General features: G+C 45.9%; 18 protein-coding genes. 8 read left to right on the top strand and 10 right to left on the bottom strand.

What is annotated here, in order from left to right:
• Positions 1–40 precede the first annotated feature (40 nt).
• Positions 41–952: a UDP-3-O-acyl-N-acetylglucosamine deacetylase gene (gene lpxC / locus EMM73_RS12345; RefSeq protein ID WP_127686740.1), complete on the top strand. Its 912-nt coding sequence runs from the start codon at positions 41–43 to the stop codon at positions 950–952.
• Positions 953–1046: 94 nt separating this feature from the next.
• On the opposite strand, the gene EMM73_RS12340 is transcribed toward lpxC, so the two are convergent.
• Positions 1047–1493 carry a DUF721 domain-containing protein gene (locus tag EMM73_RS12340; protein ID WP_261373396.1) on the bottom strand — a complete coding sequence of 149 codons (447 nt, stop codon included), beginning with the start codon at positions 1491–1493 and terminating at the stop codon, positions 1047–1049.
• Between the two features lie 53 nt (positions 1494–1546).
• Here EMM73_RS12340 and EMM73_RS12335 point away from each other — a divergent pair, with 53 nt between their 5' ends.
• The 3 genes from EMM73_RS12335 to mutT all read left to right on the top strand — a co-directional run bounded on the left by EMM73_RS12335 (position 1547) and on the right by mutT (position 5677).
• Positions 1547–2461 (top strand): M23 family metallopeptidase, encoded by a 915-nt coding sequence (locus tag EMM73_RS12335; protein ID WP_127686738.1) that lies wholly within the window; start codon positions 1547–1549, stop codon positions 2459–2461.
• A gap of 96 nt (positions 2462–2557) precedes the next feature.
• On the top strand, positions 2558–5269 hold the full coding sequence (gene secA, locus EMM73_RS12330) for a preprotein translocase subunit SecA (protein ID WP_127686737.1): 2712 nt from the start codon (positions 2558–2560) through the stop codon (positions 5267–5269).
• A gap of 3 nt (positions 5270–5272) precedes the next feature.
• Complete coding sequence (gene mutT / locus EMM73_RS12325) at positions 5273–5677, top strand: 8-oxo-dGTP diphosphatase MutT (RefSeq protein WP_127686736.1); 405 nt, start codon at positions 5273–5275, stop codon at positions 5675–5677.
• Between the two features lie 84 nt (positions 5678–5761).
• Here mutT and yacG read toward each other — a convergent pair whose 3' ends face one another.
• From yacG to EMM73_RS12280, 9 genes are all read right to left on the bottom strand, one after another.
• A complete protein-coding gene (gene yacG, locus EMM73_RS12320; RefSeq protein WP_127686735.1) occupies positions 5762–5992 on the bottom strand; it encodes a DNA gyrase inhibitor YacG in 231 nt (76 codons plus the stop codon).
• 173 nt (positions 5993–6165) lie between these two features.
• Complete coding sequence (zapD, locus tag EMM73_RS12315) at positions 6166–6912, bottom strand: cell division protein ZapD (protein ID WP_127686734.1); 747 nt, start codon at positions 6910–6912, stop codon at positions 6166–6168.
• A gap of 38 nt (positions 6913–6950) precedes the next feature.
• Positions 6951–7574, bottom strand: a complete 624-nt coding sequence (gene coaE, locus EMM73_RS12310) for a dephospho-CoA kinase (protein ID WP_127686733.1) — start codon at positions 7572–7574, stop codon at positions 6951–6953.
• A gap of 2 nt (positions 7575–7576) precedes the next feature.
• Positions 7577–8458, bottom strand: a complete 882-nt coding sequence (locus EMM73_RS12305; protein ID WP_127686732.1) for a prepilin peptidase — start codon at positions 8456–8458, stop codon at positions 7577–7579.
• Complete coding sequence (locus EMM73_RS12300) at positions 8458–9678, bottom strand: type II secretion system F family protein (protein ID WP_127686731.1); 1221 nt, start codon at positions 9676–9678, stop codon at positions 8458–8460. Before EMM73_RS12300 ends, EMM73_RS12305 begins: the two co-directional genes overlap by 1 nt.
• 4 nt (positions 9679–9682) lie before the next feature.
• On the bottom strand, positions 9683–11404 hold the full coding sequence (gene pilB / locus EMM73_RS12295; RefSeq protein ID WP_127686730.1) for a type IV-A pilus assembly ATPase PilB: 1722 nt from the start codon (positions 11402–11404) through the stop codon (positions 9683–9685).
• A 95-nt stretch (positions 11405–11499) separates the two neighbouring features.
• Positions 11500–11874: a pilin gene (locus EMM73_RS12290; RefSeq protein WP_127686729.1), complete on the bottom strand. Its 375-nt coding sequence runs from the start codon at positions 11872–11874 to the stop codon at positions 11500–11502.
• Positions 11875–12739: 865 nt separating this feature from the next.
• A complete protein-coding gene (gene nadC, locus EMM73_RS12285) occupies positions 12740–13609 on the bottom strand; it encodes a carboxylating nicotinate-nucleotide diphosphorylase (protein WP_127686728.1) in 870 nt (289 codons plus the stop codon).
• A gap of 60 nt (positions 13610–13669) precedes the next feature.
• Complete coding sequence (locus EMM73_RS12280) at positions 13670–14188, bottom strand: retropepsin-like aspartic protease family protein (protein ID WP_127686727.1); 519 nt, start codon at positions 14186–14188, stop codon at positions 13670–13672.
• Between the two features lie 77 nt (positions 14189–14265).
• On the opposite strand from EMM73_RS12280, the gene ampD reads away from it, so the two are divergent.
• The 4 genes from ampD (at position 14266) to aceE (ending at position 19585) form a co-directional block, all read left to right on the top strand.
• Positions 14266–14820 (top strand): 1,6-anhydro-N-acetylmuramyl-L-alanine amidase AmpD, encoded by a 555-nt coding sequence (gene ampD / locus EMM73_RS12275; protein ID WP_127686726.1) that lies wholly within the window; start codon positions 14266–14268, stop codon positions 14818–14820.
• Positions 14821–15711 carry a beta-lactamase regulator AmpE gene (ampE, locus tag EMM73_RS12270; RefSeq protein ID WP_127686725.1) on the top strand — a complete coding sequence of 297 codons (891 nt, stop codon included), beginning with the start codon at positions 14821–14823 and terminating at the stop codon, positions 15709–15711. It begins immediately after the preceding gene.
• A 377-nt stretch (positions 15712–16088) separates the two neighbouring features.
• Positions 16089–16850, top strand: a complete 762-nt coding sequence (gene pdhR, locus EMM73_RS12265) for a pyruvate dehydrogenase complex transcriptional repressor PdhR (RefSeq protein WP_127686724.1) — start codon at positions 16089–16091, stop codon at positions 16848–16850.
• Positions 16851–16918: 68 nt separating this feature from the next.
• Positions 16919–19585 (top strand): pyruvate dehydrogenase (acetyl-transferring), homodimeric type, encoded by a 2667-nt coding sequence (gene aceE, locus EMM73_RS12260; RefSeq protein ID WP_127686723.1) that lies wholly within the window; start codon positions 16919–16921, stop codon positions 19583–19585.
• Positions 19586–19587 lie beyond the last annotated feature (2 nt).

Raw genomic sequence — 19587 nt, 5'->3', positions numbered from 1 at the left:
CGCCATTTTGGATTTGTTCAATATTTGAACAGGAAAAAATATGATTAAACAACGTACCATTGCAAAATCAATCAGCTCGATCGGGGTAGGTTTACACAAGGGAGAAAAGGTTACGCTTACTCTCCGGCCTGCTCCTGATAATACCGGTATCGTCTTCCGGCGTGTCGATCTGAACCCGATCGTTGATTTTAAAGTCAGCCCTGAATTAGTGGGCGACACTGTAATGTGTACTTGTTTGATCAACAATGACGGCGTGCGCCTGTCCACCACTGAGCATTTAATGGCTGCTGTGGCTGGTTTAGGCATCGATAACCTGTTTATCGAAGTGGACTCTGCTGAAATTCCAATTATGGACGGCAGTGCCAACCCTTTTGTTTACCTGTTACTGGAAGCCGGTGTCAGCGAGCAGAAGAAAGCCAAAAAATTCATTCGTATTAAGCAAAAAGTACGGGTTGAAGACGGTGATAAGTGGGCTGAGTTTGTGCCACACCACGGCTTCCGTATGGATTTTGCCATCGACTTTGATCACCCCGTGATTTCAGAAACCAAACAGCGTATGAAGCTCGACTTCTCTGCTGCGTCTTTTATCAAAGAGATCAGCCGTGCCCGTACTTTTGGATTTTTGCAGGACATTGAATACTTACGCGCCAATAATCTGGCGTTAGGTGGCAGTTTTGATAATGCCGTAGTGCTGGACGAGTTCCGTGTATTGAACCAGGACGGTCTGCGTTACGAAGACGAATTTATTAAACACAAAATTCTCGATGCGGTCGGTGATTTATATATGGCCGGTTACAGCATTCTGGGCGAGTTCCGTTGTTACAAAACGGGACATGCTTTAAATAACCAGTTATTGTCTGCAGTACTTGCTGATCAGGCTAACTGGGAATTTGTTAGCTTCGACAAAGAAGCTCAGATGCCAATATCATATTTGGCACCTCAACTTGCCTAAACCCGTCTTACCTGAAGCTGCAGCTTTGTTAACTGCGTCTTCATGTCAACGGCATTGGTTTGAGATTTTAGACGGGCAGGGACAAGCCCAGCCCCTACTGGGGGGGTGTGGGCTTTTTTGCTAACCCTGCCAGCCTTTGCAGTTTTTGTTTTAACTCACCTTCACTGTTTTGCGCCAAAGCCAGTAAATAGACCGCTGCCTGTTCAGAAATTTTCGGCCCTTCAGTTTTGATTTCTTCCGCTTTGACATACTGCAACTGGGTATTGGGTGACACTTCGATATCAATACCTGCTAAATCTGGCAAGATTTTCTGGCGAAAATTGTCTAGAATGGCGTCTCTTTGCATTTTCAGCCGGGTCGCCCAAGCGGGTGATTGACATAAAATAACTAAGCGGCCCGCGTTTATGGTACTAATTTTGCAAAAACCTGATGGATCCAGTTGCAGAAACTGCGCTAATTCGGTATTAAGTTGGCGCAACAGATTGGCTTGCTGCATAGTGGACAACAAAGAGCTTTGCTGCAGCAACTGACTAAGATCCATTGGTTTCTGAGAGTAGCGTGCCATCTTAACTTATGAATTTAAACTGAGGTTACATGAGTGTAACAGTTTTCTATCGTGGCCGACATCGCCACTTCAGCTTTGGTAGTACTCCGTGGCAATTGACTGTCACTGCAGTCCTACTGTTTTGTATTGCTTCTGGGGCGGGCGCCGCTTTTGCGAATCTGTATCAGAAAGGCAATGCTGAACTTGAAAAAGCCCAGTTCAGTCGTGCCGCTGAAACTGAAGAAATAGCAGATATCCGCCGCCGAGCAGAAAATCAGTTAGCCGCCTTAACGTCTAAAGTAGCAACTCTGCAGGCTCAGGTAAACCGGCTTAACATGGTCGGTGAACGTTTAATTGACGCAGCCAATTTATCGACCGAAGAGTTTAACCTGCATCAGGATCCTGCAATGGGAGGCCCTGCACAAACCTCCACTGAAATCAGTCTGGCTGAATTGAATGCTGTATTGTTGCAACTTAATGAGTTGGAGCAAAACCTGCAATCCGAACAAACCCGATTTGCAATGCTTGAATCTCTGGATTTGAATCACCATATAGGAAAAAGCGTACAGTTATCCGGCCGCCCTGTATTAAGTGGTTATTTGTCTTCGAGTTTTGGGGTTCGTAGCGATCCCTTTAGTGGAGAGCCCGCGGTGCACCGTGGGGTAGATTTTGCCGGTAGGGAAGGCGATTCTATTTTTGCAACAGCAGGGGGCATAGTGACCTGGGCCGGCGAACGTTTTGGTTACGGCAAGATGGTTGAAATTGAGCATAGTGACGGTTATCGTACCCGTTATGCTCATGCCAAAGATGTGACAGTTCAGGTCGGCCAGATGGTAAGCAAAGGTCAGGAAGTTGCCATTATGGGCAGCACTGGTCGTTCGACAGGCCCACATGTGCATTACGAAGTGTTAAAAAATGGTCAGCAAATTGACCCTATGATGTTTGTCAACCGTCGTATCCAATGATATAGACCCGCTAACCAAAACCTCTGGTTAGCAGGGTAAAAATAAGGCTCAGGCCGGGCTCGGATTGAGTCTCAACCAAGAAGTGGTATTTATAAAATGTTTGGAAAATTTTTCGCCAAATTAATTGGTAGTCGTAATGATCGTTATTTAAAAAAACTGAAAAAAACGGTTGAACTGATTAATAGCCTTGAACCTTCTTTTGTTGCCCTGACCGACGAACAACTCAAATTAAAAACCGCTGAATTTAAACAGCGTGTTGCAGACGGCGCAACTTTAGATGACTTACTGCCAGAGGCTTTTGCCACTGTGCGTGAAGCCAGTAAACGTATCTTTAAAATGCGCCATTTTGATGTGCAGCTGATTGGCGGTATAGTGCTGCATCAGGGCAAAATATCTGAAATGCGTACAGGTGAAGGCAAGACCTTAACTGCAACTTTACCTGCTTACTTAAATGCGTTAAGCGGTCAGTCTGTGCATGTAATTACAGTCAACGATTACCTGGCTCGTCGGGATGCTGAAACCAACGCTCCTTTATTTGATTTCTTGGGTTTAACTGTTGGTGTAAACGTTCCTGGTATGGGGCATACCGATAAGCAAGCCGCTTACAATGCGGATATCACTTACGGTACCAATAATGAGTTTGGTTTTGACTACCTGCGCGACAATATGGCTTTTTCTGCTGTAGAGCGTGTTCAGCGTCGCTTGGCTTATGCCATTATCGATGAAGTGGATTCTATTTTAATAGATGAAGCCCGTACTCCACTGATTATTTCTGGTCAGGCGGAAGACAGCTCAGAGCTGTACCGTGTCATTAATACTGTGGTTCCTCAGCTTGTTAAGCAGGAAAAAGAAGACGAAGAAGGCGCTATGGGTGATGGTCACTTCACCATAGACGAAAAAGCCAAACAAATTTATCTGACTGAACTGGGTCAAATTCGTGTGGAAGAAATTCTGCAGGAATTGGGATTAATTCAGCCGGGTGATTCCTTATTCTCTGCTGCCAACATCACCTTGTTGCACCACACTTATGCTGCCTTGCGTGCACACAATCTGTTTAAGAAAGACGTGGACTATGTGATCAAGGATAACGAAATTGTTATCGTCGATGAACATACTGGTCGTACTATGGAAGGCCGTCGTTGGTCTGAAGGTTTACACCAGGCCATCGAAGCCAAAGAAGGGGTTCGTATTAATCACGAAAACCAAACCTTAGCTTCCATCACCTTCCAGAACTTATTCCGTTTGTATGACAAACTTGCTGGCATGACAGGTACTGCGGACACTGAAGCTTTTGAATTCCAGTCTATTTATGGCCTTGAAACTATTGTAGTTCCAACCAACAGACCTATGGTGCGTAAAGATATGCCTGATTTGGTGTATCTGACGGTAGAGGAAAAGTATCAGGCCATTATTAAAGATATCGAAGAGAACCGGGCGCTGAAGCGACCAATTCTGGTCGGTACTGCTTCTATCGAAAGTTCTGAATACCTATCGAAATTGTTACATGCTGCCAAAATACCGCATCAGGTATTAAACGCCAAGTTTCACGCCAACGAAGCTCAGATCATTGCTCAGGCTGGTCAGCCGGGGACTGTCACTATCGCCACCAACATGGCTGGTCGCGGCACGGACATTGTATTAGGCGGTAACTTACAGGCTGAACTGGCTGCGTTAGGTGAGGCCAGCGCTGAGCAGGTTGAACAGGTCCGGCAGGAATGGCAAAAACGCCATGATGCTGTGATTGAGTCTGGTGGTTTGCATATCATTGGTACTGAACGCCATGAATCACGTCGTATCGACAACCAGCTACGGGGTCGTTCAGGTCGTCAGGGCGATCCGGGTTCTTCACGTTTTTACCTGTCGTTAGATGATGCGTTGATGCGTATTTTTGCTTCAGACCGTATGGCTGGCATGATGCGTAAGCTCGGTATGGAACCAGGCGAAGCTATTGAGCACCCATGGGTGAGTCGCGCTATCGAAAACGCTCAACGTAAAGTTGAAGCCCGTAACTTTGATATCCGTAAGCAATTACTGGAATTTGATGACGTAGCGAACGATCAACGTAAAGTGGTGTACGAGCAACGTAATGAGCTGATGGACGCCTCTGACATCTCAGAAACTATCAAGGCGATTCGTCACGATGTGGTGGCCTCTGTACTGGACCAATACATTCCACCTCAGTCCCTGGACGAGATGTGGGATATTCCAGGCTTGGAAGCCCGTTTCCGCTCTGATTTCGCTATCGATATGCCAATCGCCAAATGGTTAGCCGACGATAAGAAACTGTTTGAAGAGAAACTACGTGAGCAAATCCATGAAGTAGTAGATAAATCCTACGAGCTGAAAGAGCATATGGTTGGTCCTTCAGTGCTGCGCCAGTTTGAAAAATCAGTAATGCTGCAAAGCTTAGATACGCACTGGAAAGAGCATTTAGCCGCAATGGATCATTTACGTCAGGGGATTAACCTGCGCGGTTATGCACAGAAAAACCCGAAGCAGGAATATAAGCGTGAAGCTTTTGAGCTGTTCTCTACCATGCTGGACAACTTGAAGCTAGACGTCGTTGGTGTGTTATCCAGAGTACAAATTCGCGCTGCTGAAGATGTAGATGCGGTAGAGGAACAACGTCGTAAAGCAGAAAGTACCGCTATGCAATTCCAGCACGAGGAAATGGAACAAGTAGCGACTGATGTGCCGCAAACCAGCCCATCTCCAGTGTTTCGTGATGCTGAAAAAGTAGGTCGTAACGATCCATGTCCTTGTGGCTCTGGTAAAAAATATAAACAGTGTCACGGTAAGCTGGTTTAAACCATGACGCTTAAAGTGGTTCATGTCGCTGTAGGTGTAATTTTAAAGCAGCAGCAGGTTTTACTGGCGTTGCGTCCTGACAAATTGCACCAAGGCGGCCGCTGGGAGTTTCCTGGCGGCAAAGTAGAAGCAGGTGAAACTACAGCTGAAGCTTTAGCCCGTGAATTAAAAGAAGAAGTCGACCTGGATATTGCAGGTTCAAACCCTTGGTTAGAACTACGGTATGCCTACCCTGAAAAGACAGTGTTACTGGATATTCATCTGGTACAGGACTTTGCAGGAGAGGCTAAAGGTCTGGAAGGCCAGCCCGTGCGCTGGGTGCCTTTGTCGGAACTCAATCAGTATCAGTTCCCTGATGCCAATCAGCCGATTCTGGATAAGCTTCTGAAAGAATTCGGTGCTATGTAGGGGTAGGGCTTGTCCCTACCCGTCTATCTGTACCGCGGTGTCTATGGACGGGCGACCATAAAGGTCGCCTCTACAGTACGCAATTTATTTAAAGAACTCGTTATCCTGCTCAAGTAACTCATTTTCTAGCTGTTCTAATTGCTGCTCTGAAAGAGGCAAATCTGCCCGGCCTTTATCCGGTATTTTGTGTTCTTCATTGGCCCAGGCGCCTAAATCTATTAAACGGCAACGGTCAGAACAAAAAGGCCTGAAAGCAGATTCTGGACCCCAGACGACTTCTTTCTGGCAGGTCGGGCATTTGACGTTAGTGGCCATAAGGCGGACTCCGGAAGCAAATTCAAAAGTGCGCTAGTGTACCGCAGACTGTGGATTTCAGGCGAGCTTAAATAGTAGGGGCGGTGGTTTATCCCCGCCCGTTCGGAATTCCAATTAAATCTAAGATTGGTTTACCCCGCCCGTCTCGAATGATAAGTCATATGCTGATTGGCTTAACAACAAGCCAATTTGAAAGGAATAGCTTTATCTATGGTCGTACGGCCTAAGCTGTCGCAAAGCTGCATAAAACGTATGGCATAACGGTATCTGTTGCCGCTGATGGTGGGGTAGCTCTGGTATTCCATTGAGTACTCAATACGAAGCAATTCAAATTGCTCAGTGTTGCTCTGGAAAAAGCCATTCTCTGCAGTCAATGGCTGAAACTGGCCGCGCTCACGGATAAAGGTCAGCACATAAGAAATAGCGTTTTCCACCAAAGACAATTGGTCCAACCAATCCTGTGCTAATTTTTTACGCTGGCTTAACGGCTGGGAGAACCAGTATTGCAGCTGAGGTAAATCAAAATAACAGGTGCCCCCCGGTATAAAAAATCGTTGACGCAGTGGAGCCAAAAATTTGTCTTCTTTTAAGCTGGCGGCAAATTTCCCGCAACGTAATAATTCACTTTGTAGCCGTACCGCTTTTTGCAGCATAGTATGTAGCATATCATCCGAAATAGATGGATGACGCGACCAGTTGACTAATGCTGACTCGCAACGTTCCACATCTTTAATAAGATCCGGTCTTACATCATTGCGTTCTAATACCTCTATTAACGAAAACAACGAATTGAAAAAGCCCTGTTGTTGCCACTCTGTTTCCAAAGGCAGCAACTTTGTGACTTGCTGAAATAGATACTCCACCCTTAAATAAGTGCGTACTTTTTCGTTCAGCGGATGTTCGTAGAGAATTGAGGTCATAACTGAAACATTTGTTAACAATGTTCGTTACCTTAAACCTAAGTTGAGCTTTTTGCTAGTTTTTCCTTGGCGAACTGCTGATAACGCCGATGCAGTTGCTGGACTTGCGGTTGGAGCTGTGAAACTGGCACTGTATTGAGCAGAACATCGTCGGCAAGGTGCAACCTTTCCGGCCTGGAGATTTGGCTGCTGAGGATATTCTGCACTTGCTCTGCCGATACCCCATCTCTTTGAATGGTGCGACTGAGTTGTAATTCTGCGGGCACATCCACTATCAACACACGGTCTGTATACGTATTCAGTTTATTCTCCAGCAGTAATGGCGCTATGAGTAAAGCATACTCCGAAGTACAGCCAGCTAGCTTCTCCAGCATTCGCTGACGGATCAGTGGATGTAACAGTTGGTTTAGCCAGTGCTTTTCTGCAGCATCCACAAAAATTTTGGCCCTCAACGCAGCGCGATCCAACTGGCCATCTTGTTGCAGAATACTCTGGCCAAAATGCGCAGTGATAGCCATCAAAGCAGGTTCTCCCGGCATAACCACTTCGCGGGCGACCAGATCGGCATCGACGCTTTGTATATCTAAATCATGAAATAGGTTAGCTACCGTAGTTTTACCGCTGCCTATACCTCCAGTCAGACCCACCACATATCCTGCCATGGTCAAAGCCCCATAGTGCTGAGGTACCAAGCTGTAATCTCTCTGCCCCAGAGCATGGCGATCCAGCCTGCGGCCGCTATATAAGGGCCAAATGGGATAGGAGTGGCTTTGCCTTTACCCTGCATCAGCAGCATAAGCGAACCCAAGACCGCACCTACTACAGAGGACAATAAAATAATCAAAGGTAATAACTGCCAGCCAAGCAAAGCGCCAAAAATCGCCAGCAGCTTAAAGTCACCATAGCCCATTCCTTCTTTACCTGTCACTAGTTTGAACAACCAGAATACAGACCATAAACTCAGATATCCTATCGCCGCGCCTATTAGTGAGTCTGTTGGGGACACTGTATAACCTGAGATACTTAGTAAAAGGGCAAACCAAAGCAAAGGCTGAGTGATCTGATCCGGCAGCAACATCTTGTCTATATCAATAAAAGACAAAGCAACAAGGCTCCAGGTCACCAAGAGGTAAATAAGGGTCTGTTCTGTGACACCAAAGTGCACAGCGACCAGCAGAGACAACAAAGCCGTAAAAATTTCAATAGCGGGATAACGCGCGCTGATAGGCGCTTTACAATAGCGACACTTAGTGCCAAGGAGTAGCCAGCTCAGCACCGGGATATTATCCAGAGCTGATAGCCGATGCATACACTTAGGACAATGTGAATGCGGTAAAGCAAGATTAAATCTGGTTTTTGTCTGTTCAGCCTCTTGGTTAAAATACTGTTGATAGTCTTGCTGCCAAGCGAGCTCCATCATTTTGGGTAACCGGTAAATGACCACATTTAAAAAACTGCCAACGGCTAAACCAAGGACAGTGACTACACCATAGAATGTCAATACAGAGTGCTGAAATACCTGCATCAAAGGAGAAAGAAAATCCATTACACAATACTGCCCAGTTGAAAGATCGGAAGATACATAGCGATAATAAGTCCGCCTATTAAGACACCTAATACCGCCATAATCAAGGGCTCAAGTAAGGCAGTGAGGCCATCCACTGCATCATCCACTTCTTGTTCATAAATAGTGGCGACTTTTGCCAGCATGCTGTCAAGTGCTCCTGACTCTTCACCTATAGCTACCATCTGGTTCACCATTTCAGGAAAGACCTCAGTATTTTTCATAGCAGCATGCATTTGATTGCCGGCCGCAACTTCTTGGCGCACGAAAAAAATGGCAGCTTTGTATTTTTCATTACCTGCAGCCCCTGCTGCGGACTCTAAAGCCTCGATCAATGGGACACCAGCAGCGAAGGTGGTAGATAAGGTTCGGGCGCAGCGGGCAATGGCAGCCTTACTTAAAATCATCCCGATAACAGGCAGTTTCAAAATACCATGATCAGCTGCAATTTTGACATTTGGGTTGTTCTGGTAGCATTTAGATAAAGCGACCCAACCGAGGAACAAAGCTGCTAACATCAGATACCAGTTTGCCTGCATAAACTTCGATATTTCAAGTACTAATGAGGTAAATGCTGGCATTTCGGCGCCCATAGTGCTAAAAGTTTCGGCAAATTGTGGCACAACAAAGATCAGTAAGATTGAAGTCACTATGCATGCTACCAGGATAACGGCAATAGGATAAAACATAGCTTTTTTGATTTTAGATTTGAGCGCTTCCGCTTTTTCTTTATAAACAGCAATACGGTCAAATATCCTGTCTAACGCGCCGGATTGTTCTCCGGACTTAACCAAATCACAATAAAGCCCATCAAAAAAATCGCTGTGTTCTCTTAAGACTTCAGACAAAGGGATACCCCCTTGAACTTGGATGGAGATGTTTTCCATCAGTTGGCGCAAGGTGTCGTTACTGGCGCCACTGGCAATTAAATTAATACTTTGAACTAAAGGTACGCCAGCACCGAGCATAGTGGCTATTTGTCTGGTGACGACAGAGATATCGGAGGATGTGATCTTTGGTCGGGTAAAAACCAGAGCTTTACTTTTTTTCTTCACTAAAGAGGGGGTAATCCCCTGTTGGCGCAGCAGAGCTTTGGCCTCCACCAATGAATGAGCTTTGATTTCGCCATGGTCTGTTTTGCCTGTTCGACTGATACCTTTCCAGAGGAAGATATCCTGCAGTTTAACCTTCACATCAGCCATGACACTAAGCCTTGTCCGCGCTATGGTCGCCGGCTTTTGTTATCCTGTTCACTTCAGCCAGACTAGTCAGGCCTGCTAAAGCTTTTTTAAGCGCAGATTGGCGTAAGTTTTGAAAACCTTCCCTCTGTGCCTGAACTGCAATATCCAATGAATAGGCACCTTGCATAATACTGGCTGCAATTTGCCCGGTGATCGGCATGACTTCGTAAATCCCCAAACGACCTTTATAGCCGTCTGTGCAGTGGTCACAACCGACGGCTTTAAATAGTTTTAAGTGAGGCAGTTGCGCTGCTGTGAAACCTTGTTTTAACGCCTCCTGTTCAGGAATTTGTTCTGTGGTTTTGCAGTGATTGCATAAACGCCGAGCTAGCCGCTGCGCGATAATTAACGTGACAGAGCTGGCCAGATTATAAGCTGGAACCCCCATGTTTAGCAGCCGTGTTAAAGTTTCAGCAGCTGAGTTTGTATGTAAGGTGCTCAATACCAAATGGCCAGTTTGAGCCGCTTTAATGGCAATTTCTGCCGTTTCCAAATCACGGATTTCACCCACCATAATGACATCCGGGTCTTGTCGTAAAAAGGCTTTGAGTGCTGAAGGGAAGGTCAGTCCGGCCCTTGGATTCACTTGCACCTGATTGATACCGGGCAAGTTGATTTCGACCGGATCCTCAGCGGTTGAAATATTAGTTTCTTCGGTATTGAGAATAGTCAGGCCTGTATACAAAGAAACTGTTTTTCCTGAGCCCGTAGGGCCAGTGACTAAAATCATACCTTGAGGTTGCGACAATGCATTTAGATAGAGCTGTTTTTGTTCGGCCTCGTAGCCGAGCATATCTATACCTAACATGGCGCTGTCGGAGTTTAGGATGCGCATTACAACTTTTTCACCCCACAAGGTAGGCAAAGTGCTGACGCGAAAGTCGACCGATTTTTTTTGTGATAACTTGAGTTTGATCCGGCCATCCTGTGGCACACGTTTTTCAGCTATGTCTAATCTGGACATAACTTTTAGGCGGGCAGACAAACGCGTGGACAGCGCTACAGGCGGTGATGCAGCTTCATGTAAAATACCGTCGATACGAAAACGGATGCGGTAGCTAGTTTCATAAGGTTCAAAATGCAGGTCGGAAGCGCCTTTACGAATCGCGTCGTGCAACATTTTATTGATAAACGAAATTATGGGCTGATCTTCACTTTGCGAGCCAGATATTTTTGTTTCTTCTTCGTCACTGCAAGCGAGCCCCATTTTGGCTAAATCCCATTGGGTCTCAGTGAAGCTATCTGTGACTTTGGTATCAAACAACTTATCTATGGCCTTGTGCAGCTTATCAAACTCGACCACTACCATTTCTGCGTTAAGGCCGGTATTAAACTCAAAGTCTTCTAATGACGTCATATCCGTTGGGTCTATTACAGCCAAAAATAATGTTTTGTATCTTTTACTTAGGGGGAGGATATGATGCTTACGAATGAGTTTTTCATTGCGCAATTGTTCCGGAATGGTCTCGATCTCAAAAAAATCTAAATCCATTGAACTCAGGAGGGTAAAAGAAGCGGCAGCGTCCGCCAGAGCTTGAGGCTGGATCAGTTGTTCGCTAATAAGGAAGTCTGCAATAGTCTGATATTGTTGACTTTTCTCCAGCAGTAATTTGGAGCTCTGCTGAAAGTCGATTAAATGCGCTTGCTGCAAGCGTTTTAATAGTATCGAGTTTGTGTTTAATGCCATACAGATTCCCAGTGCTGAAACTTGACCTGTCTGGTATTTCTATTCTGAGAAAAACGGCCCTGGTCGGACCGTTTTTCGTGCATAGAATTTAACTATCAGATACCACAACCTTTAATAGGGACTGCGCCATCGCCAGATAAAGCACATGCCCAACTGAGATTCTGTCCTGCTGCAGCTGGCAGGTTTGGGGTCAAGGTGGCACTAATGCCATCATAAGTCAGTGACAGCACGCCGGCTTCTGTACAATTAGGGATAGCTCTGTTCGAGGAGTCAGTACAACCTAAAGTGCCGCTGGTGGCATAGGCTTCAGCGACTCTGGTTTTTTGACCAGCTAATGACGCAACAGCATTTGAACCGCGGGCTTTTGCTGTGTAATCCTGATAAGCAGGGAAAGCAATAGTCGCCAGAATACCTATGATGGCAACTACTATCATTAATTCAATAAGGGTAAAACCTTGTTTAGTTTTCATAGAATATCTCCTGATTGGTTAGCTCATGACCGGGGTTACTTCATTCTGGTTCTTATTTATTATTAATCATTTTTTACTGCTTACTTGAATTTTATTTTCAAAATTGTTAAATTTAAGTTAAGTTTTTAATCTGAAACAGGTTTTTTTTCTTATGTAGTAGGCTGAACCTGTGAGTCAGAATCATAAAACCTTGTGCTGAAATCTGCTTCTGAGTCGTGCATATGCCAAAGAGGTGTGGATTAAACAAAGGTCCATCAAGTAGCAAATGAGGCTAACCCTGCTTGCATTCTCTCCAGCTAAATAGTCCGGTGGTCCGCTTTGTGGCTGTTGTTTGTCAACCTGGCAGAGACAACAGCTTAACAAAGGCCTTCCTGGATAAAACAGGCATGTTGCAAAAGTAAGATGATTGTTCAGTAATGATAAAGACAATTCAGAAAACAAGATATGACGGAAATAGCCTACCAGGTCTGGGACCTGAGCAAAATCAAGAGTGCTCTGATGATTAGCATTGCCGCTGGTTCTGATCATAAGTTTCTGAGTTGCTACAAAGGGCGGAGTCTGGACCTTAAGGCTATTATGGTTATCCAAGGGGAATTGCAAGTCATGCTGAGCTGCTTGTGATGACTTATACTGTTGGGCCATTTTAAAATCGCCGGTACTCAAAAACTGCTGCTCGGCAGACTCTATAGCAAGAAAACCCCAACCTTTGTTTTTCAGACAATAACAGCTGTTGCCTGGTAAAACAGGACTAAAGCTCATTACCCTTACCGCGTCATAAGAACACTGTTGAGAAAGCATCAACTTTAGCTTTTTGCCGGGTGCTAATGCTTGGAGCAAGCTATCAAAGCTAGCCCCAAGCGGCGGTTTAAATACTGCGTAAACGCATTGATAAATCAATCGCCTGTATATTTTTTGTTAAAGCTCCGCTGGAGATGTAATCTACCCCAGTGCTACTTAAAGCCCGTAACGCCTCTGCAGTCACATTGCCCGAAACCTCCAGTTTGGCTTGACCATTATTCAGAGCAACTGCTTGCTGGATATCGGCAATATGGAAGTTGTCTAGCATAATAATGTCCGCACCTGCTTTGAGTGCCTGTTCGAATTCAATCAGATCTTCTACTTCTACTTCGACTGGTTTTCCCGGAAAGTTTTGCCGGGCTATGCTAACTGCATTATCTATTGAACCGGCGGCAGCAATGTGATTTTCTTTAATTAAAAAAGCATCGTACAAACCCAGTCGATGGTTTTTACCACCGCCACAAGCCACAGCATACTTTTGGGCTAAACGCATACCGGGTAAAGTTTTACGGGTATCGAGTAAACGTGTGGAGCTACCTTCGAGCAAAGCTACATAGGACGCTGTGGTTGTAGCTGTACCGCTTAAACTCTGGATAAAGTTTAAAGCTGTCCGCTCACCTGTTAGTAAAATACGGGCAGGGCCTGTCAGTTCGCAGAGTACAGAGTTCGCTGTTACTTTGTCACCGTCTGAGACAAACCAGTCGACCTGTACTTCGGCGGATAATTGACGAAAGACTTCAGCCAGCCAGGCGCTACCACAAAACACACAGTTTTCACGGCTGATAATGGTGGCTCTTGCTTGTTGGGCTTCAGGGATCAAAGAGGCCGTAATATCGCCTTGGTCCATGGGTAAATGGCCTAAATCTTCGGCCAGAGCCTGACGAACGGTCAGTTCAATATCCCGTTGTAAATCAGTAAGGTAAGGGACGTTAATCATCTGTATTTATAATTCCAATAAAAATCAGGCTCTACAGCCTGGTCATAGCCCAGTAAAAAGTTAACGTTGAATAAGCTTCAGCTCGTCCTGTTGTTGGCTGAATTCTAATTGTTTTAACGCACTCATGCCTAACAAAATATCCTTGCCTTGCAAGCCCGGAGTAATACTGGCGCGTATTTCTGTCAGCACAATATCACCCAGTTGCAGGCTATTCAGTCTGCTGTCGTAGGCTGCAGCAAGCCCATTGGCTGTGCTGACCTGATAACGCTGGCCTTTAGGCATGCCTAGTTGGAGTGCTGCCTGCTCTGACACTGCGACTACAGTGGCGCCTGTATCAAGCATAAACTCCATCGGGACACCGTTAAATAAGGCGGTGCCTACATAATGACCTGCCTTGTTGCGTTTTAAGACGGTAACTTTTTCACCACCAGTACCAATTTGACTTTGCAGCTGCTGATTTGGATTTATTTGCAGCGAAATCTGGTCTTCAAAAAACCAGTACAGTAAGGCCAATAAAAGCAGCCAACTGATCCAGCTAAAGAACCGGCCTAATTTAGTTGTACTGTCAGGTGCTTGCATTCCAAAGTCTCAGGGTTGACAATAAAGGCTCCAGCTTAACCGAGCATGAAGCGCATTTGCAAAATGGGATTGACACTGTGGGGTTAAATCAACTGCAAGCTCAGCTTGAACTTGAACAGCGTGCCAGTCCGCATTGGAACAGACGACCACAAGACTGTGATATCAGCTTGTTGGTGATCCATTGCATTAGCTTACCTGCTGGTCAGTTTGGTAACAGCTATATTGACGACTTGTTTATGGGTATTTTGGATCTTGCTGCCGATCAGAGTTTTGCTGATTTAGCTGGTGTGCGTGTATCTGCCCATTGTGTTATCTTTAGGGACGGATCCATCCGGCAGTATGTGCCGTTTCAATACAGAGCATGGCACGCTGGAGTCTCGGAGTTTGCAGGACGACAAAACTGTAATGATTTTTCGATAGGAATAGAGTTAGAAGGGACTGAGTATCAGGCTTATACCGATGTTCAGTACCAAAGCCTGGTGCTGTTAACCAGGCAACTGATGCAAGACTTTCCAGCTATTACACTGGATCGTATTGTGGGACATCAGCAGATTGCACCGGAACGGAAAACCGATCCTGGGCCGTCATTTGACTGGAATCGTTTTCAATCTGCGCTAAAGGAGAATGGATAAATGACCTTGATCAGTATGCTTATCGCCTTAATTATTGAACGCCTGGCGGTTCGCAGTGAGGCCTGGCAATTTTCGTTTTACGCCAAAAAGTATTTGTCTCTGAGCCATGGCTCGATGTTATCTAAGCTGTTGAGTGACAGTAAAGGCCAATACTTGTGGTTAGTTTTACCCGGTATTTTGTATGCGCTGTTATTGTGGCTTCTTGGTAGTAGTCTGGTTACTTTGGTGTTAAACACCGTTGTACTTTTGGTTTGTATCGGGTGTTGGCATTATCGGCAGTTGTACAAACACTATTTAAATGCCAGTGAAAGGGCTGATAATGAAGCAGCTTTTCTCACGATGAAACAACTGAGTTGCGATGCAGGTTTAACAGATGCTGACCTGAGTTATGGCCAGCGTTTGGTGTGGCTGAACTTCCGGTATTATGCCGCTGTTTTATTCTGGTTCGCCCTTTTAGGTGGAGCTGGTGCTATTACCTATGCTTTATTGCGTCAACTGAATGAGCCTGCCAGCTGGGACAAGCCAGTGAAACTGGCAGAAACCGAAGATGCAGAAACAGCTGAATTGATTGAAATTATCCCTGATATTCCTGCCGCATTCCAGCAAGTGATGTTCTGGGCCGACTGGATCCCAGCCCGTTTATTTGGCGTAGGTTTGGCTTTGGTAGGGCATTTTTCCCGCGCTTCCGCTGCGCTGCTGGCGTATTTGGGTGACTTCAGCACGCCATCCACTACTGTGATTACCAGTGTGGCTAAAGCGGCCGAGCCTTTGCCTGATGAGGCATATAATTGTGCTGAAGAAACGGCATGTATGGTGCAGTTAGCCAAACGTAATGTGCTGTTTTTTCTTGCTTTGGTTGCAGTGCTGACTTTGTCTGGCTGGCTGGGTTAATATCCTCAGGGTCAGGCCTTGCATTTTGCATCTAATACGCAAAATGCAAGGCCTGACCCTGAGGGATCCCCAAGGCCTGACCCTGAGGGATCCCTCAAATGCTTCTGCCCCCATTTGATGAAGCAGTTTAATTTTATTCAGCCCCAAAAATCTCTCAATGGTCTGACCAATTTTCTTGTCGTATTTTGCCACCCTTATTTCTGAGTTTTTACTCTAACTATTTTCTCGCGTTGGTCGCATAATTCAGCAGTTTAATTTACAGTTTGATTCCTTTCTGCTAAGTTATGCCGCATTAAATTGAATTGGTAAGACCAATTTACAATGGTTAAGCTTGGGGCAACCACAACATTAACCAGAGACTTAACATCAAGGTAGCAATGTCTAGTCTGAGAATTAAACCAGCCAAACTGTCCGACCAAATAGTCCAGCAATTGGAACATATGCTGCTGGAGGGTACTTTTACGCCCGGACAAAAGTTACCGCCTGAGCGTGAACTGGCATTGCAATTCGATGTCTCACGTCCATCTTTACGTGAAGCTATTCAGAAACTTGAAGCCAAAGGTTTAGTCAATCGCCGTCAGGGTGGTGGTACTTATGTCTGCGAAAATCTGGCCGTGGGTTTAACCGATCCGCTATTTGCTTTGATTGGTCGTCATCCAGAATCACAATTTGATTTACTGGAGTTTCGTCACGCTTTGGAAGGCATTTGTGCGTATTACGCAGCGCTGCGTGGTACGCAAGCTGACTATGATTTGATTAAACAACGTTATGAAGAAATTTGCGCTGCTCAGCAGCAGCAGGATTTAGACGCTGAAGCGCGGTCGGTTGGCCAGTTTTATTCGGCGGTTGCAGAAGCATCGCATAATGTGGTGCTTTTGCATTTGGTGCGCGGCTTAACGCCGCTGGTAGAGCAAAACATCAAGTTAAACCTTGAAGTTTTGCGGGAAAAAGAAGGCATAGTGAGCCAGCTGAATTCGCACAGGCATCGCCTGATGCAAGCGGTGATCAATGGCGAGCCGGAGCAAGCCCGGCAAGCCAGCAACAGCCATTTAGCCTTTATCGAAGAGGCATTGCTGGAAGCTGACCGGGAGCGCTCACGCATTGAACGCTCGCTCAGACGTTCACAACAGAGCGAATGAGCGTAAGCATACTTTTTAACTGTTAATGTTCCGCTCTCTGGCGTGGAACTGATTAAGGAAACTTTGATATGTCTGACGTCAATAAGACTGACATCGACGCGCTCGAAACCAAAGAATGGTTAGAGGCTCTTGAATCTGTAGTTCGCACCGAAGGTGTAGAGCGCGCTCAGTTCCTGTTAGAACAAGTGCTGGAACAGGCTCGTCTGGAAGGCGTGGATATGCCAACAGGCATCACCACCAATTACATCAATACTATTCCGCCACAGCAGGAGCCTGCTTATCCTGGTGATGTAAATCTGGAAAAACGTATTCGTTCCGTGATCCGCTGGAACGCTATAATGATCGTTTTACGCGCTTCGAAAAAAGAGCTGGATTTAGGTGGCCATATGGCATCTTACCAGTCTTCTGCTGCGTTTTATGAAACCTGCTTTAACCACTTTTTCCGTGCGCCTAATGAAAAAGATGGTGGCGATTTGGTGTATTACCAGGGCCATATTTCTCCGGGTATCTACGCCCGTGCTTTTGTTGAAGGCCGTTTAACAGCTGATCAGCTGGATAACTTCCGTCAGGAAGTTGGTGGTGAAGGTTTATCCTCTTACCCACACCCTAAATTAATGCCTGAATTCTGGCAGTTCCCTACAGTTTCTATGGGCTTAGGTCCTATCACTTCTATTTATCAGGCCCGTTTCCTGAAGTATTTAGATGGTCGTGGTTTAAAAGACACCAGTGCGCAACGTGTTTATGCCTTCTTAGGTGACGGCGAGATGGATGAGCCGGAAAGCCGCGGTTCTTTATCTTTTGCTGCCCGTGAAAAGCTGGATAACCTGTGTTTCCTAGTGAACTGTAACCTGCAACGTTTAGACGGTCCTGTGATGGGCAACGGTAAAATCATCCAGGAACTGGAAGGTTTATTCCGTGGCGCCGGCTGGAACGTGATTAAAGTGGTATGGGGCAGTGGCTGGGATAAGCTGCTGGCCAAAGACACTACAGGCAAGTTACTGCAGTTAATGAACGAAACGGTAGACGGTGATTACCAAACCTACAAAGCCAAAGACGGTGCTTATGTGCGTCAGCATTTCTTCGGACGTTACCCGGAAACTGCAGCTTTAGTGGCTGATATGACAGATGAAGAAATCTTCGCGTTAAAACGTGGTGGTCATGAGCCATCCAAGTTATACGCCGCCTTTAAATCTGCGCAGGAAACCAAAGGTCGCCCCACAGTGATCCTGGCCAAAACCATTAAAGGTTATGGCATGGGTGAAGCGGCTGAAGGCAAAAACATTGCGCACCAGGTCAAGAAAATGGATATGACTCATGTGCTGCAAATTCGTAAGCGCCTGAATCTGGAAGACTACATCAGCGAAGAGGATGTAGCCTCTTTACCTTACATTCAGCTGCCTGAAGGTTCACCCGAGCATGCTTACCTGCACGCCCGTCGTAATGCGTTAAATGGCTATACGCCAGTGCGTTTACCAAATTTCACTAAGGCGTTAACTCTGCCAGAGCTGAACCTGTTTGAGCCGCTTTTAGAAGAGCAAAAACGTGAAATTTCTACCACTATGGCTTTTGTGCGTTCATTAAACGTGCTTTTGAAAGATCCTAATATCGGCCAACAAATTGTGCCTATCATTGCTGACGAAGCCCGTACTTTTGGTATGGAAGGTTTATTCCGTCAGATTGGTATTTATAACCCTCGTGGCCAGACCTATACGCCGGAAGACCGCGCTGTGGTGTCTTACTACAAAGAAGAAACCTCAGGTCAGGTATTGCAGGAAGGCATTAACGAGCTGGGCGCTATGGCATCATGGGTAGCCGCTGCTACTTCATACAGCACTAACGATCTGCCGATGATCCCATTCTATATTTACTACTCCATGTTTGGTTTCCAACGTGTTGGTGATATGGCCTGGTTAGCTGGTGATCAGCAAGCCCGTGGTTTCCTGTTAGGAGCTACTGCTGGCCGTACTACCTTAAACGGCGAAGGCTTGCAGCACGAAGATGGTCACAGCCATATTCTGGCAGGCACGGTACCTAACTGTATTTCGTATGACCCGACTTACTCTTATGAGCTGGCTGTGATCATTCAGGATGGTATCCGTCGTATGTACGGTGCTGAACAGGAAAATATTTACTACTACATTACAGTGATGAACGAAAACTACCATCACCCTGCTATGCCAGCAGGTGCTGAAGAAGGTATTCGTCGTGGTATCTATAAACTGGAAAGTCATGTTGGCGAAAAAGCCAAGGTCCAGCTGTTAGGCAGCGGCACTATCATGAATGAAGTGCGTAAAGCGGCTGAAATCTTAAGTGAAGATTATGGTGTAGGCTCAGACGTGTTCTCTGTCACGTCATTTAACGAGCTGGCACGTGATGGTCAGGATTGTGAACGCTTTAACATGCTGCACCCTATGGCAGAAGAAAAAGTGCCATATATTGCCACAGTGTTAGGCACAGCTCCTGCTATTGCTGCCACCGACTATATTAAAAACTATGCCGATCAGGTGCGTTCTTTTGTACCTGCGGTGTCTTATAAAGTTCTGGGTACAGATGGTTTTGGCCGTTCTGACAGCCGTGAAAATCTGCGTCGTCACTTCGAAGTGAACGCAGGTTACATAGTTCTGGCGTCGTTACGTGAACTGGCTAAACGCGGTGAAATCGACAAGCAGTTAGTGGCAGACGCCATTGCCCGTTTTGGCATAGACACCAATAAAACTAACCCACTGTACGCATAAGA

The organism is Rheinheimera sediminis (assembly GCF_004005375.1).
Lineage (GTDB): Bacteria > Pseudomonadota > Gammaproteobacteria > Enterobacterales > Alteromonadaceae > Pararheinheimera.
This window is presented reverse-complemented; position numbering and strand designations above follow the sequence as displayed.

Bases quoted from the DNA above. Each gene is read 5' to 3' on its own strand.
- lpxC (WP_127686740.1), top strand. From the start codon at position 41: ATGATTAAACAACGTACCATTGCAAAATCAATCAGCTCGATCGGGGTA.
- EMM73_RS12300 (WP_127686731.1), bottom strand. From the start codon at position 9,678: ATGGCTGATGTGAAGGTTAAACTGCAGGATATCTTCCTCTGGAAAGGT.
- yacG (WP_127686735.1), bottom strand. From the start codon at position 5,992: ATGGCCACTAACGTCAAATGCCCGACCTGCCAGAAAGAAGTCGTCTGG.
- pdhR (WP_127686724.1), top strand. From the start codon at position 16,089: ATGTCTAGTCTGAGAATTAAACCAGCCAAACTGTCCGACCAAATAGTC.
- mutT (WP_127686736.1), top strand. From the start codon at position 5,273: ATGACGCTTAAAGTGGTTCATGTCGCTGTAGGTGTAATTTTAAAGCAG.
- EMM73_RS12340 (WP_261373396.1), bottom strand. From the start codon at position 1,493: ATGGATCTTAGTCAGTTGCTGCAGCAAAGCTCTTTGTTGTCCACTATG.
- aceE (WP_127686723.1), top strand. From the start codon at position 16,919: ATGTCTGACGTCAATAAGACTGACATCGACGCGCTCGAAACCAAAGAA.
- EMM73_RS12335 (WP_127686738.1), top strand. From the start codon at position 1,547: ATGAGTGTAACAGTTTTCTATCGTGGCCGACATCGCCACTTCAGCTTT.
- nadC (WP_127686728.1), bottom strand. From the start codon at position 13,609: ATGATTAACGTCCCTTACCTTACTGATTTACAACGGGATATTGAACTG.
- EMM73_RS12305 (WP_127686732.1), bottom strand. From the start codon at position 8,458: ATGGATTTTCTTTCTCCTTTGATGCAGGTATTTCAGCACTCTGTATTG.
- coaE (WP_127686733.1), bottom strand. From the start codon at position 7,574: ATGGCAGGATATGTGGTGGGTCTGACTGGAGGTATAGGCAGCGGTAAA.
- secA (WP_127686737.1), top strand. From the start codon at position 2,558: ATGTTTGGAAAATTTTTCGCCAAATTAATTGGTAGTCGTAATGATCGT.
- zapD (WP_127686734.1), bottom strand. From the start codon at position 6,912: ATGACCTCAATTCTCTACGAACATCCGCTGAACGAAAAAGTACGCACT.
- pilB (WP_127686730.1), bottom strand. From the start codon at position 11,404: ATGGCATTAAACACAAACTCGATACTATTAAAACGCTTGCAGCAAGCG.
- EMM73_RS12290 (WP_127686729.1), bottom strand. From the start codon at position 11,874: ATGAAAACTAAACAAGGTTTTACCCTTATTGAATTAATGATAGTAGTT.
- EMM73_RS12280 (WP_127686727.1), bottom strand. From the start codon at position 14,188: ATGCAAGCACCTGACAGTACAACTAAATTAGGCCGGTTCTTTAGCTGG.
- ampE (WP_127686725.1), top strand. From the start codon at position 14,821: ATGACCTTGATCAGTATGCTTATCGCCTTAATTATTGAACGCCTGGCG.